Source organism: Kribbella sp. NPDC048915, assembly GCF_040649595.1.
Lineage (GTDB): Bacteria > Actinomycetota > Actinomycetes > Propionibacteriales > Kribbellaceae > Kribbella.
In genome coordinates this window covers 90,655-105,085 of the sequence record NZ_JBEZFT010000009.1, presented here as the reverse complement: position 1 = coordinate 105,085, position 14,431 = coordinate 90,655, and the positions used below count along the sequence as shown (strand labels likewise).

General features: G+C 68.2%; 12 protein-coding genes. 5 read left to right on the top strand and 7 right to left on the bottom strand.

Translation table 11 applies throughout. The features are described from left to right. Positions 1–2 precede the first annotated feature (2 nt). On the top strand, positions 3–1,625 hold the full coding sequence (gene pgm / locus AB0B82_RS07770) for a phosphoglucomutase (alpha-D-glucose-1,6-bisphosphate-dependent) (RefSeq protein WP_360163823.1): 1,623 nt from the start codon (positions 3–5) through the stop codon (positions 1,623–1,625). Here the strand turns inward: pgm and AB0B82_RS07765 are convergent. Both AB0B82_RS07765 and AB0B82_RS07760 read right to left on the bottom strand, forming a co-directional pair. Beyond that, complete coding sequence (locus AB0B82_RS07765; protein WP_360163821.1) at positions 1,622–1,996, bottom strand: DUF3037 domain-containing protein; 375 nt, start codon at positions 1,994–1,996, stop codon at positions 1,622–1,624. The two genes, pgm and AB0B82_RS07765, sit on opposite strands and share 4 nt — an antisense overlap. After that, on the bottom strand, positions 1,993–2,730 hold the full coding sequence (locus AB0B82_RS07760; protein WP_360163819.1) for a HipA family kinase: 738 nt from the start codon (positions 2,728–2,730) through the stop codon (positions 1,993–1,995). Before AB0B82_RS07760 ends, AB0B82_RS07765 begins: the two co-directional genes overlap by 4 nt. A gap of 42 nt (positions 2,731–2,772) precedes the next feature. Here AB0B82_RS07760 and AB0B82_RS07755 point away from each other — a divergent pair, with 42 nt between their 5' ends. Then, on the top strand, positions 2,773–3,831 hold the full coding sequence (locus AB0B82_RS07755; RefSeq protein ID WP_360163817.1) for a glutamate--cysteine ligase: 1,059 nt from the start codon (positions 2,773–2,775) through the stop codon (positions 3,829–3,831). Here AB0B82_RS07755 and AB0B82_RS07750 read toward each other — a convergent pair. Then, a complete protein-coding gene (locus AB0B82_RS07750; protein ID WP_360163815.1) occupies positions 3,828–5,606 on the bottom strand; it encodes a glycerophosphodiester phosphodiesterase family protein in 1,779 nt (592 codons plus the stop codon). The genes AB0B82_RS07755 and AB0B82_RS07750 overlap by 4 nt on opposite strands. Before the next feature lie 618 nt (positions 5,607–6,224). Between AB0B82_RS07750 and AB0B82_RS07745 the strand changes: the two genes are divergently transcribed. Continuing rightward, positions 6,225–6,656, top strand: coding sequence for a hypothetical protein (locus AB0B82_RS07745; protein WP_360163813.1), 432 nt, complete (start codon positions 6,225–6,227; stop codon positions 6,654–6,656). 399 nt (positions 6,657–7,055) lie between these two features. After that, positions 7,056–7,340 (top strand): hypothetical protein, encoded by a 285-nt coding sequence (locus AB0B82_RS07740; protein ID WP_360163811.1) that lies wholly within the window; start codon positions 7,056–7,058, stop codon positions 7,338–7,340. A gap of 1,406 nt (positions 7,341–8,746) precedes the next feature. Here AB0B82_RS07740 and AB0B82_RS07735 read toward each other — a convergent pair. The 4 genes from AB0B82_RS07735 to AB0B82_RS07720 form a co-directional block, all read right to left on the bottom strand. Further along, positions 8,747–9,340, bottom strand: coding sequence for a hypothetical protein (locus tag AB0B82_RS07735; RefSeq protein WP_360163809.1), 594 nt, complete (start codon positions 9,338–9,340; stop codon positions 8,747–8,749). A 132-nt stretch (positions 9,341–9,472) separates the two neighbouring features. Further along, positions 9,473–12,133, bottom strand: a complete 2,661-nt coding sequence (locus AB0B82_RS07730) for an FtsX-like permease family protein (protein ID WP_360163807.1) — start codon at positions 12,131–12,133, stop codon at positions 9,473–9,475. Continuing rightward, the gene (locus tag AB0B82_RS07725; RefSeq protein ID WP_360163805.1) at positions 12,130–12,873 is read right to left on the bottom strand and encodes an ABC transporter ATP-binding protein; all 744 of its coding nucleotides are present in this window, start codon (positions 12,871–12,873) and stop codon (positions 12,130–12,132) included. Before AB0B82_RS07725 ends, AB0B82_RS07730 begins: the two co-directional genes overlap by 4 nt. A 378-nt stretch (positions 12,874–13,251) precedes the next feature. Next, complete coding sequence (locus AB0B82_RS07720; RefSeq protein ID WP_360163804.1) at positions 13,252–13,866, bottom strand: hypothetical protein; 615 nt, start codon at positions 13,864–13,866, stop codon at positions 13,252–13,254. 123 nt (positions 13,867–13,989) lie between these two features. Here AB0B82_RS07720 and AB0B82_RS07715 point away from each other — a divergent pair, with 123 nt between their 5' ends. Then, complete coding sequence (locus tag AB0B82_RS07715; protein ID WP_360163802.1) at positions 13,990–14,382, top strand: hypothetical protein; 393 nt, start codon at positions 13,990–13,992, stop codon at positions 14,380–14,382. The last annotated feature ends 49 nt before the right edge of the window (positions 14,383–14,431 follow it).

Genomic DNA, 14,431 nt, shown 5'->3' with positions numbered 1-14,431 from the left:
TCATGCATCCACGCGCAGGACAACCCGCCCAGCCAGAGGACCTCGTGGACGTCGACGCCATGCTCGCGGCGTACGGCGAGCTGACCCCGGATGTGGACGACCCGGCCCAGAAGGTCGTCTTCGGGACGTCCGGGCACCGCGGTTCGAGTCTCGACTCCGCGTTCAACGAGGCGCACATCCTCGCGATCACGCAGGCGATCTGCGAGTACCGGGCCGGACAAGGTACGACGGGCCCGCTGCTCGTCGGCCGCGACAGTCACGGACTCTCGGAGCCGGCCTGGCGCACGGTCCTCGAGGTGCTGGCGGGCAACGACGTACAGACCCTGGTGGACAGCGCGGACCGGCTCACGCCGACCCCGGCGGTGTCGCACGCGATCCTGCGGCTGAACCGCGACAACGCCGACGCGGACGGCATCGTCATCACGCCGTCGCACAACCCGCCCCGGGACGGCGGCATCAAGTACAACCCGCCGCACGGCGGGCCGGCTGACTCGGACGCGACCAGCTGGATCGCAAACCGGGCCAACGAGCTGATCGCCGGCGGCAACCGTGCGGTACGGCGGAAGCCGTTCGAGCAGGCGCGCCGGCACGCGGGGGACTACGACTTCGTCGCGCACTACGTCGACGACCTGCCCGCGGTGCTGAACCTGGCCGCGATCCGCGACGCCGGCGTGAAGATCGGCGCCGACCCGCTCGGCGGAGCGAGCGTCGACTACTGGGCCGCGATCGCCGAGCGGCATCAGCTCGACCTGACCGTGGTGAACCCGCGGATCGACCCGGCCTGGTCGTTCATGACGCTCGACCACGACGGCAAGATCCGGATGGACTGCTCGTCGCCGTACGCGATGGCCTCGCTGGTCGCGCAGCGGGACAAGTACGACGTGGCGACCGGGAACGACGCGGACGCCGACCGGCACGGCATCGTCACGCCGGACGCCGGGCTGATGAACCCGAACCACTACCTGGCCGTCGCGATCTCGTACCTGTTCAGCCACCGCGAGTGGGGTCCGGACGTCGCCGTCGGCAAGACACTCGTCTCGTCCTCGCTGATCGACCGCGTGGTGACGGACCTGGGGCGTCGGCTGTGGGAGGTACCGGTCGGCTTCAAGTGGTTCGTGCCGGGGCTGGTGGACGGCTCGGTCGGTTTCGGCGGCGAGGAGTCCGCCGGTGCGAGCTTCCTGCGCTTCGACGGCACGGTGTGGACGACGGACAAGGACGGCATCCTGCTCGCGCTGCTGGCGAGTGAGATCACCGCGGTCACCGGTGAGACGCCGTCGGTCGCGCACGCCAAGTTGGTGGAGAAGTTCGGCGCATCGGCGTACTCGCGGGTGGACGCTCCGGCGACCCGTGAGCAGAAGGCGAAGCTGGCCAAGCTGTCGGCCGATGCGGTCACGGCGACCGAGCTGGCCGGCGAGCCGATCGTGGACCGGCTGACGCACGCTCCGGGGAACGACGCGGCGATCGGTGGGCTGAAGGTCACCACCGAGTCGGCGTGGTTCGCCGCCCGCCCGTCCGGGACCGAGGACCTTTACAAGATCTACGGCGAGTCGTTCAAGGGCGCCGAGCACCTGGACGAGGTGTTCACGCAGGCCCGCGACGTGGTGTCGAGGGCCCTCAACAGCTAACGGACGAAGGAGTCCAGCAATCGTTCCAGGTCCGCGGCGGGGTCGTCGGTGAGCCCGCTGTGGATCGGGCCGGGATGGACGACGGTACTGCGGGGCGCCGCGAGCCACCGGAACCGCTCGCCGATGCTCGTGGCCGCCGCCGGACCACCGGCCGGATCGCCCGCGCAGATCGCGCGCACCTGATCCAGCGACGCGCAGACGACATCCACGTCGACGTTCGGATCCAGGGCGCGCAGGCGGTCCGGGTTGACGTCCCAGGCGGCGCCGAGGAAGTCCAGTGCCTGGCAGTACAAGACGGCGCCGACGTTGATGAACTCACCGCGTTGGATACGCGGCGCCGCCCGCAGGATGACGTAGTCGAAAGGCTTCATCGCGCACCTCCCGGCACCCAGGCGGTGCGGTTTTCCAGGCGCGCCAGCAAGTGGCCGACGTACCGCTCCCGGTCGCCTTCGCCCAGCCAGACGTCGGGGACGAGGGCGACGACCTCGGTCAGCAGCTCCGGCGTGATCGCCGCCGCCAGCTCGGCGTCCACCTTCGCCACGCCGGGCGTTGCGACGGAGAACACGTGATCGTTCGCGTCGTACGGCTGAGCGGCGAACTTCTCGGCGGACATCCACGAGTGGTGGAAGTACAGCGCGGCGCCGTGGTCGATCAGCCAGAGGTTCTTGTGCCAGACGAGCATGTTGGTGTTGCGCCACGAGCGGTCCACGTTGGCGACGTACGCGTCCAGCCAGAGGATGCGGGCCATCGCGTCGTCACCAGGGTTGCCGGCGGATCCGTCGTACCCGAAGGAGCCCGGCAGGAAGTCGACCGCGAGGTTCAGGCCGGCGCTGCGGATCAGCAGCTCCTGGATCTCGAAGTCCGGTTCGGAGCGGCCGATCGCCGGGTCGAGCTCGATCAGTTTCAGCTCCGGGACGCGCAGCCCGAGCCGGCGGAACAGTTCGCCGACGATCACCTCGGCGATCAGTGCCTTCGGTCCCTGGCCGGCGCCGTGGAACTTGATCACGTACGTGCCGAGATCGTTGCCCTCGACAACACCGGGCAGCGATCCGCCCTCCCGGAGCGGCAGCACGTACCGGGTCGCGGTGACAACTGGCAGACTCACGCCGGAGAGCCTAACTCGTGCCCGATCGGGTACTCGGACGGGGTGAGACAACCATCCTTCGGTGTCGAGGAGGAGTTACTCCTCGTGTCCGCCACCGGTGACCCGCTGCCCCGGAGCAAGGCCGTCGTCAAGGAGGTACAGGACGGGGACGTCGCGCTCGAGCTCACCCGAGCCATGGTCGAGATCAACTCCCCGGTCTGCCGCACGCCGGCCGAATTGCACGCGGCGCTGTCGGAGCTGCGCGCGCGGCTGGCCACGGCGGCCGCGGACGAGGGCGCCCGGTTGCTGGCGATCGGGGTGGCTCCGCAGGGCCGTGCAGCGCAGTCGATCACGAAGCAGCCGCGCTACCAGGAGCTGGCCCATCGCTGGGGGTCGCTCGCGCGCGAGCACGGGGTCTGCGGCTTACATGTCCATGTCGACGTATCCGACAAAGAGACAGCCGTCCGCGTCAGCAATCACCTCCGCCCGTGGCTGCCGGCGCTGCTCGCGCTGACCGCGAACTCGCCGTACTACCTGGGCAAGGACACCGGCTTCGCGAGCTGGCGCTGGCTGATGATCGCGCGCTGGCCGTGCGCCGGCCCGCCACCGTACTTCGAGTCGTTGGAGCACTACGAGGCCCTCGTCGCGATGCATCTGGCGGCGGGGACGCTGATGGACGAGCAGATGGTGTACTGGGACGTCCGCCCGTCGACGCACCTGCCGACCGTCGAGGTCCGGGTCAGCGACATCCCGCTCACCGTGGACGAGTCCGTCCTGCTGGCGACGCTGGTCCGTGCCATCGTGATGATCGCACTGGAGGACGGCGGCCGCGGCCCGACACCGGACCTCGAAGTACTGCGTGCCGCGTACTGGCTGGCCGCCCGAAACGGTGTCAGCGACGCCGGCCTCGACGTACTGTCCGCCGAACCGATGCCGATGGCAAAGGTCTTGGAACGGCTGCAACGCCACGTTGAGCCCGCCCTGCAGGAGCTCGACGCGATCGACTTGGTGGCCGAAGGCATCCATCGTGCGCTGACCGACGGCAACGGTGCGGTGAAACAGCGCCGGGCGCTCCGTGAGGGCAAGGACATCCTCGCCCTCACGGAGATCAAACCCGGCTAACCGCGGAGGAAGTCCTCCAGGCCGTGCAAGTCGTCGGTGTTGAGGTAGTCGACACCGGCGTCCGTCAGTTCGCGCCAGAGCGCCTCGCGGGCGGCGCCGGGGGCGTCCGGGGTGGCCCAGAACCGGAGCTTGTAGCCGGCGTGGTGAGCTTGGGTGACGATGTCGTGCAGCTTGGTCTTCTCCGCCTCGGGCATCGCGCCGACGCCCTGCCAGGTGAAGTGGTTCGTCCAGTTGTCGCTGACGAGCGGCATCAGCGACGCCGGCATCCCGGACGGCAGATCGGCCAGGCGTCCGTCGTACCCGGCGTACCGGATCCTCTGCGCCCGCATCGCCTCGAGCGGACGGTTGCCGCTGATGACCGCAGTGACCGCGCCCTGGTACGTGCGTCCGCCGGCGAAGATCGTGCTGATTCCGCGGTACTTCGCCAGCGCCTGGTGGATGGCGGCGTACGTCGAGGGTCCGTCGCTCTTGATGTCGATCAGCAGCTGGAATCCGCCACCGTTCTTGTACACCTGGCCGTGGTTCGCTGTGACGCGGTCGGCGAGCGGCCTGAGGTACAGGCTTTCGAGGGTACGGCCGGGTTGTGCGTCCTCGAGGTCGTGGGCGACGCGCAGTTCACCGTCAATGAGCCACACGTCGGCCTCGACGCTGTTGAACCCGCGGTCGAGCGCGTCCTGCAGTGGTCGCCGGTGCTCGTAGTCGTTGTGGGCGTGCGCTGCCGGCAGCGCACGGACGGCGGGTGCGTCGTACGACTTGGGGAGCTTGAAGTTGTTGCTCCGGGCCACCTCACGCAGCCGATCGGGGTAGTCAGTGATGATGCCGTCGACCCCGTTGTCGATCAGTGACTGCATGGTCGCCTGGTCGTCGACGGTCCACGGGATCACCTTCAGGCCGGCCTTGTGCGCGGACTTCACCATCTCCCCGGTCACGTACGGGCGGTAGTCCGGGTCCGTGACCTTGCCGTTCTGCGGGAATCCGTGCACCGGCGAGATCGCCGACGCACCGAACGACTTCGTCGCCTTCACCAGGTCGCCGCCGAAGTCGTCGATGTCGATCCCACCGAGCCACGGCGACTTGCCGGGTTGGCCGACCTGGAGGAAGTCGTAGTTCGTCAGCGCGACCAACGGCAGCTTGGGCATCACCTGGCGCATCCGCATCAGGGAGCCCCAGTCGAAGCTCTGGATCGTCACCTGCCGGGCGATGTTCGCCTTGCGGATCTCGCTGGCGACCACCTGCACGAACTGCTCCCGCGGCGCCGTCTCGCTCGGCGCGCCTGCCTCGACCTTGGTTTCGATGTTGAGCTTCACGCCGTACGCGTGGTAGCGGTGCACCAGGGCGAACACGTCTCGCAGCTCAGGCATGCGGGCGCCGGGGTCGGGCTGTTGCCCTGGAAAGTTCGGCAGGGTCTGCGAGCCGCAGTCGAGTTGTTCTACCTGCTGGAGGCTCAGCGTGTTGATGTACTTGCCGACGTACGGGAATTCGAGATCGCCGGCGGTGTAGGGGGCGGTGTCGCGGCACTTCTTCGCGTCGACCTTGCGGTCATGGGTGACGACGGCGTGGCCGTCCTCGGTGATCTGTACGTCGAGCTCGAGCGTACTGACACCGAGTTGGAGCCCGTGGGAGAACGAGGCGATCGTGCTCTCCACGGTCAGTCCGAGCCCGCCGCGATGGGCCTGGATGTCGAAATCCGCACGGTTGGCGGCAGCTGGAGCGGCCGGAAGCAGCAGTCCGGCGATCAGCGCGCACGGAACAAGTGCGCGGGGAAGGCGGCGCATGAAGGGTTCCCTTCCGGAGGGGTCACGGGCGGTCAACAGCCCAAGGCTGTCTGCCCCAGCCATACCCAACTCCACCCGAAGGTAGCCATCCGAGGTCCCACCGATGACAATCCGGCAACACGCTCCGGTGATCGGCAAAGGCTCGTGGGCTTGCTTGGCGCGCCCCCGGCGCGCTACGCAGTCGCTCCTCCTGGCCGCCTCCCGATGAGGGCTGCCGCCCGCTCAACGCAGTGCATCCGTTCGGCCGCAGCCGACCAGATCAGGCAGGGGTTGACCCTTGAGATGGTGGGTTCGGCCCCAAGATTTCCAGGGGTCAACCCACCACCTCAGGGGTCAACCCCTGAACGAAGGGCGCGAGGGCGAGGGACGTCACCAACGACCGGTCGAGGTGATCAGCCTGGCATCTGGCGACGTACTGCGTGACCCCTCGGTCCGCGCATCCCAAGGCCAAGCTGGTCCGCGGTGACGCAACGCCGGCCCGGGGAGATCGCCCCGAGTAGGCTCCGGGCCGGAGCTCATACCCTGGTCGGCTCACACGTGCGGGACAGGGCGGGGGAGAGAGGCATGGCAACGCCGAGGTCGATGTGAAGGGCTGTCGGTCGAAACGAGGATGTTGACGTGATCGGGAGTGCGGACGAGTTCGTCGGGCTGCGTCGGAGCTGGGACGGTACTGATTGGCAGCGGATCAAGCGGGATGAGGCGCCGCTCGAGGTGTGGCTCGAGATCGTCAGGGAGCACCCGGACATGCGGTTCTGGGTCGCCTTCAACCGCACACTTCCTGCGGAGGTCGTGCGCCTGTTGAGCCAAGACAGCGATTGGCGGGTGAGGGCACGGATCGCAAGCAGAAAAGACGCTCCTGGGGATGTCCTGGCGGCTCTGTCTGCTGATCCGCACGACGCCGTCGCTGCATCGGTCGCTGGAAACCCCGGAACGCCCGATGATGCCCTGACAAGACTGACCGGCCATCACTGGGACCAGGTCCGGAGCAAGGCGCTGAACAACTCAGGGTACGAGCCAACCACCAATGAATGGACCGCGGACATCGCGTAGGGCACCCTTTCGGGTGGATGTCCAGCAGTCGCGTCGCGGACGGGAAGATGGGGGACGACTCACGGGTGAGGGACCTCGACCTCGATCAAGTCGTCGCGTACCGAACCAATCGCACCGTGAACCTCGGAGGCGCCTACATGCCAGGAGAGGATCACGACGGTCTCGCCTCGGAACCTCTTGGCCCAAACGCCTGCGGTACCCCCGGTACATCACGACCTCAGATGCGATGCGTATCCGGCCGAGGTTGCTGACCCTGTCCGGTCAGACTGATGAGCGCTGGTACCGTCGCCGACGGGGGTGCGGGAACCTATCACGAATCAGGAGTATCCCCGGGCTCGGGAGGTCAGTTCCTTGAGATCGCGCGCGTGGTTGATCGAACATCTTGCGGAGCAGCCGAGGATGTTCGGGATTGATGGTTCGTTCCGCACGTACACAGCGTTCTTGCGGGGCTATCAGTACGCCTTCGACCATCCGACCTGGTTGGACGAGTTCCACTCGTGGCTGGTGGGGAGCCTTGGCACCGGGGCGAATCTTGGCTGGGAGGCTTTGATTCTTCGGATTGCTTTTCCGGATGATCCCGAGAAGTGGCGGTATCTGGCCCCGCTCTCGGTGGCTGAGGATGGTGCGGTTTGTCGGACGCTCTTCGATCGATTGAGGGCGTTCGACGCGGACGCGGAGGGGTGAACGTGTCCACGATCGAGGAACGAGAGTTTCGCCGGCGGTTGCTGCTCGAGGACGGGGAAGCTCCGGAGCCGGTGTGCAGCGTGGATGGCTGGATCGACCTCCCGGACGGATAGTCGTGGGACCACGCCGCCCAACCCGCACGCTGCCACTCCAACACGAGGGGACAACCGGCCGTTGTGACTGATGTGTGGGTGGGGCGAGCGCGCCGGTGACCGGAGACCGGCAAGCGCGGACGGTCGCCGCCTGCGGTGCCCGGGGACGGGGGCCCGGCGCCGGCGGCGGACCAGTCGCCGGCCTCCGGACGTGCACTTTGTGCACCAGATCCGTACTTTTCGACCGCGGAAGTACGGATCTGGTGCACAAAGTGGAAGACAGGTACGGACCTGGTGCACAAAGTCGCGGGGTACGGCGGCGACCGCGGCCGGTCGCCAGGCGTGGCGACCGCGGCCGAGCAGAGGTACGGCGATCGCGGCCGGTCCGGGGGTATGTCGGCGATCGCGGCTGGTCGGCTATGGCTGACGAGGCCGGGTGTGGTGGCAGCGGGCGACGGTGGCGAGGAATGCCCGGGTCCGGGCTGCGCTTGGGCGGGCGATATGGCTGGCTTCGCTGTCGGCGGCGAGGGGTTATCCGGGCGTGTGGACGCCGGCTGGATGGCCGGTGGCTGACGGGTGGCTGCCGGATGCCTGACGGGCGGGGCCTGACGGATGCCGACGGTGCCGACGGGGGCCGACGGGGCTGGTTGGGGGCTGGCTGGGGTCTGGGTGGTTGCGGTGTGGCCGGGTGGGGCAGGCGGGGTTGTCGGAGCCGTGGATGGTGGGAGGGTTTCGGGCGTCTGACGACGAAGAACCCTCCATCGACGCCCGGAAACTCTCCTAGATGATTGATGCACGGCCTGGTCTGGATTCGGTGGTCGTGGTGATGGAGCCGGGGACGCTCGGGCATGTGGCGTGGGTGGCGTGTGGCGTGTGTTGTGTGTGTCAGGTCGACAGGACGTGTCCCGTGCCAGGGGCCACAGCTGAGCGTGAATCAGACACCGAACACACCCGCCCCGCACCACACTAACTGTCGAGCGTGCACACCTTCGGGCCGCGCATCAATCATCTAGGGGTTTTCGGGGGCGGTCGGGCGATGGGGCGCAGCGTCCAGCCGGGTGGTCCGCCGAGACGTGGGAGCTGCTGCGGAACCTGTTCACAGCCACCACGAAGTGACCCACGGACACGTCAATCGAGCCGGATAACCCCGCGGGTTGGAGGTTCTTCGTTGGTGTACCGACGAAGAACCTCCAGTTCGCGGGGTTATCCCCTTCAGTTGGGGGCGATCGCGCGGTGGCAGACCGGGCGTGACAGCGACCGCAAATGGGGGCCTGTGGGGACGCACGCGCCAAGCAGGCGGAGCTGGCCGGGTTGTTACGGGGTGTGGATGCGGGGGTTGTTCGGGTTGCGTTCGTCGGTTACCTGGATTTGGGGAGCGAACCGGGCAGTTGCGGCGGCTACTGCGGGGAGGGACCAGGGGGAGAGGGTGGCCGTGTGGCCGTAGGGTTTGCCGTTGGGGCGTTCGAAGGTCAGGACGGTGGTGCGGGTCGGGATGAGGTTGAGGACCTTGGTTCGGCGGTAGCGGAGGACGATCCGGCTGATCGCGTCCCACGGAGCTTCGGCCAGGGGTGGGCCGGGGCGGAAACGGAGGCCTAGGCGGCCGGTGCGGGCGTACAGCTTGACGCTGTACCGATCGATGCGAGCGGCCAGTGGGTAGCGGAGTTGGAGACCGAACTTCAGGCCGATGAAGCCCAGGACCGCGATGAGTGGCACGAGCAGGGGTGCGCGGTGGGTGTCGACGCCTTGGGGGTAGGCGCTGTTGTTGCCGACCTCCACGAAGTCGCCTTCCGGAACGGACGCCAATACCCACACACCAGTGGCGATCGCCAGCACGCCCACCGCCAGCCACAGCAAATCGGCGGGGCGGAACCATTCGTTGATCGTGATCTCCCGGCTGTCCGGCGCCATGCCGAGACCCTACCCGTCGTGGAGGCAGCTAGGGGCGCAGCGGGCATCACTCGTACGAAGCGGCCCACGGCCGTACGGCGTTGCACCGGCGGGTTGGGGAACCGGGTCAGCCCGCCGGGACCGCGGTGAACGTCACTCGTACTGGAGGGCCTCCAGGGGGTTGAGGCGGGCGGCTCGGCGGGCGGGCCAGATGGCGGCGATGATGCCGACGACAACTGATACCACGGCGAAGATCACCAACTGCGAGACCGGGACCGTGAACGAGATCTCGTCCAACCGAGAGGCCAGCAGGAACGCGAGCAACAGTCCGAGAGCTATCCCGATCACCGCGCCGATCAAGGCGGTGATCACGCTCTCCTGGCGGATCATCTTCTTCACTTGCCCGCGGGTCAGACCGATCGCGCGCAGCATCCCGAGTTCCCGGGTGCGTTCGAAGACGGTCAGCACCAACGTGTTGACGATGCCGAACAAGCTGACCAGCACGGACAGCGCGAGCAGCACGTAGAGCACGTTCAGCAGGCTCTTGACGCTGTCGGTCTGCGCGTCCTTGAACTCCTCGATCGTCACCGCCTTGGCGTTCGGGAACGCACCCATCGCGGCGTTCAGCGTGGCCGTGTTCGCCGGCGTTACCCCGCCCTGCATGGTGAGGAACGTGAAGATGTTCTGCGGCTGCGGGACCGCCGAGTCGAAGGCGGCCGTCGCGATCGTCACGTTGCCGAACGGCGATCCGCCGGCGGGCGGCTTGAAGATGCCGCGGATCTCGAAGGGCAATTGCTTCCCGGTCACCATCGTCAAGGTGATCTTCGATCCGAGTGCCAGCCCGTGCTCGGTCGCGTAGTCGTCGTCGACGATCGCGCCGTCAGGATCCAGCTGAGCCAAGGATTGCTGCGAACCGGCCTCCCAGTCGAAGTTGAGCAGTTGCGGAGCGGTCCGATCGATCGCCGTGATCGGGACCGTCTTGCCGAACGCCTGAGCCTGCCCACCGCGGACGCTGGTGACTTCCTCGACCGTCGGGATCTCCGCGGCCTTGGCGGCGACGGCCGGCGGCAACGGGCTGAAGTTGTTCTGCGCGGTGATCGCGTAGTCGGAGCTCGAGATCCGGTCGACCGCGTCCTCGAACGGTTTGATCAACCCCGCCCCGAGCGTCGCGACCAGCGTCACCAGCGCAAGCCCGATCATCAACGCCGCCGCGGTAGATGCGGTGCGCTGCGGATTACGTCGGCTGTTCTGCCCGCCGATCGCCACCGCCGGCCGGTCCGGCAGTACGCGTGGAAACTCCGCGTGCCGCCCGAAGATCCGTTTCACGGCCCACACCGGCACCAGCACGATCGGCCAAATGAGAGCCGTCAGTACGACGACAGACCATCGCGCCGCCGGATCCGACAAGGCCGCCAACGGGCGCACCAGCCGCGCCGAGAACGCCGCGATGCCGAGGAACAACAACAGAACCCCGACGCCGAGCAGCGAGAGCAAGGTCGCTGTCGACAGACCGTCGGCGAACAATCCCACGATGACCATCGCAACCCCGGCGGCGGCCAGTACGGCGGCACCCAGCGGCCGGAAGCGGTGCCACCGCCCCGGAGCCACCACGGCCCCCTCGCGGACCGCGGCGATCGGCGGTACGCGCGTCGCCCGCCACGCCGGCCGTAGACTCGCCAGCGTCGTCACGACCACGCCGACGACCAGCGCGACCACCACAGTCCGGGCCTGGAACACCAGGCCGTCGTTGGGGAGCGTGAACCCGATCGCGTCGAACAGCGCGAACAACCCGGTTGCAATGGCGAACCCGAGGAACAGGCCGACCACGGCCGACACGAGTCCGGTCACGAAGGCTTCCAGCACCACCGTGCCCAGGATCTGCCGCCGCGATGCCCCGAGCGTCCGCAGCGTCGCGAACTCGCGGGTGCGCTGCGCGATCGTGATGGCCAGCGAGTTCGCGATCACGAATGACCCGACGAACAACGCGATCGCGGCGAACACCAGCAGGAACGTCCGCAGGAAGTCGAGGAACTCCGTCGTTCCCGCTGCATCCTCCGCCGCCTGCTCGTCCGCGGTCCGGACCTGGGTCGCCTCCGGCAGGATCGGCCGTACGGCGTCGACCAGCTGCTGCGGCGTCACGCCGTCCTTGCCCGCGATCAGGATCTGGTCGAGCTTCCCGGCCTTGCCGAACAGCTGCTGCGCCGTCGCGAGGTCGAACCCGGCCAGGGTGGCGCCGCCGATCGACGACACCGCGCCGAACTCGACCAGCCCGGTGATCCGCAGCTGTTGCGCCACGTCCCTGGCCTGTACGCCGATGGTGTCGCCGACCGCGAGCCCCTTCTTCTCGGCTGTTTGCGTGTCGACCACCACGTCACCCGCGGCCGGCCAGGCACCCGACACCAGGGTCAGCGCGTTGAACTGCGGCTGCGCGGGATCCACGCTGAAACCGATGTTCGGTGCGCCGCCGAAGGCGATCACCTTGCCGTCCTTGCCGATCAGCTGGGCCTCGCCGTTGACCACGCCGCCCGCGGCCTCGACCCCGGGCAGTTCACGCACCTTCGGCAACAGGCCGGCGGCGAACGGCGGTGCCGCGACGACGCCGTCCTCCTCAGACACGTCGAACGCGGTCTTCCCGGTGATCGTGACATCGGTGTTCTTGTAGTTCTCGGTGAAGATCGAGTCGAACGCCGACGTGATCGAATCGGTCAGCACGTACGTCCCCGAGATCAGCGCGACGCCCAGGATGACACCGATCGCGGTCAACGCGGTCCGGAGTTTCCTGGCCAGTAACCCCTGGAGCGCGAACCTGGTCACTTCAGGTCCAACGTCTCGATGTACTGCAGGATCTCGTGTTGGCTGGCCCGGCCGGTCTCCTTCACGATCTGACCGTCGGCCAGATAGAGCACGCGGTCCGCGAGCGAGGCCGCCCGCGGGTCGTGCGTCACCATCACCAACGTCTGCCCGTAGTCCTCGACCGAGGACCGCATCAGCGACAGGATCTCCTGGCTCGTCTTGGAGTCCAGGTTCCCGGTCGGCTCGTCCGCGAAGACCACGGTCGGCCGCGAGACCAGGGCCCGCGCGATTGCGACCCGCTGCTGCTGGCCGCCGGACAGCTCGGCCGGCCGGTGCCCGAGGCGGTCGGTGAGGCCGATCCGCTCGACCAGGTCCTCGAAGAACCGATGGTCCGGTTTCGCGCCGGCGATCGTGAGCGGCAGCAGGATGTTGTCGCGAGCCGTCAGCATCGGCAGCAGGTTGAAGAACTGGAAGATGAACCCGATGTGCTGACGCCGCAGTCTGGTCAGTGCGTCGTCACCGAGTGTCGTGATCTCCGTACCGTCGATACGCACCGATCCGGAGGTCGGACGATCCAGCCCGGCCAGGATGTGCATCAGTGTCGACTTGCCCGATCCGGACGGCCCCATCACCGCAGTGAGCTGTCCCGGTTCGATGTGGACGCTCACTCCCCGCAGCGCCTGCACCGCCGTGTCCCCCTCGCCGTACACACGGACGACGTCCTCCGCCTGCACGACCTCCCTGATTACGGTCCCCACCATGCCGGCCATCGCCCCTCCCGGCGATCCGTGGCCCCCAGCCGATTCGGTTAGCTCTCATTCGAGTCTGAACCCAAACGGCGCGTCATGACAGGGGGTTTCCCCGGACCCGGCCCTGACTCCGGGCACGCCGGGCGGCCGACCTCGCGCGTGCTCGTTGTTGCTGCAGGCAACGACGCGGGAAAGATTGAGGATGCCGGACCGGGAAGCGCCTCACGGCGCGTGGCCGCTCGTAGCGGCTTATTTTGGGACCCGGGGCTTGCACCGGCCCGACACCTCGAACAGTGTAGCGGCTGCGCAAACCCCTTGTCCTGTTGGGTTTCCAGGCTGCGAGACGCTATAACACCGGCCGGCCCGCCGCGCAACTACGACAGGCCGTGGCTACCAGAGACTTCCGGCACGCTCCGCGCGGGCCGCGGTCTGCAACTGATCTGCGGTCTCGACCAGTTTCGACGCGGACAGCACCTGGTCGTGCCCGTCGTCGGCGAGATGGGCCCGTCCGGTGGCGACGATGCGCGCGAACGCGGCGGCGCGATCCAGCGTGGTCGCGAAGTCACCGGTTGCGACACCTCGCAGTACGGCGTCGACCATGTCGCGGACCTCGGCCGGACCGGGTGGCTCGGCGACACCGGCGACCACCGCGTGCACCTCGGCGTACTCACGGCCGATGAGGAACTCGCGGGACACTTCCTCGGCGCTCGAGTACACCCAGGAGCGCAGTACGTACAGCCGCCACAGCGCCCCGGGGAGCGAGTCGGCGGGGGAGTCGGACCACAGCTCAGCCAGCTCGTCGAGGCCGTACTCGTCGGCCAGTTTGACCACCCGCGCGTGCACCTCGGCGTCCTCGGACTCCCGCACGCCGCGGACCAGGAGCTCGGCGGTGCGGTGCGCGGCCTCGGTCACGCTGGCCGGGTCGGCGGCACCGGGCAGCGACTCGAACAGCTGGTTGCCGGGCATGATCGGCCGACGCGGATTGGGGGTGGTCACGGCTTCCATGGTGCCTGACACCGCGACCCGCCGCACGCCGACGCGGCGCACGCCTACTGCGGGCCCCCCAGCTAGCCAGCTAGGCCCGGCGATCCACGGCTGAGGCCCCCGCGGGGTCAGTACGCTCGACTCATGGCGGGTACGGGGAAGACCAACGGGAAGCTGGCCAAGAACCTGGTCAAGTACGGCGTGCGCTACGGACCGCTCGTCGTCGAGGCGGTCCGGCACGGGCGCGAGCCCGCGCAGCAGGCGGTCCAGGCCGCGTGGGCGAAGCGGGTCGCCCGGCGCAAGGCGGTCGAGCATGTGCTGACGGTTCGCGACGGCTCTTTGCTGAAGGTGATCAAGGACGGTCAGGCGATCTTCTTCGTGTTCTCCGGCGACGCGATCGTCACGACGTACCCCGCCGTACCGCAGAACAGCTATCCCGAGCTGCTGCGGCACGCGGATCTCGACAACCGGGTGCCGGCCGCCGCGCTGGTGCCGCGCAAGCCGGCGTTCCTGCCGAAGACCCGGCGGAAACGTTGACGCGCGCGTAACATTCCGGACCCGGCTGGGCAACAGGCGGCGCGCATCG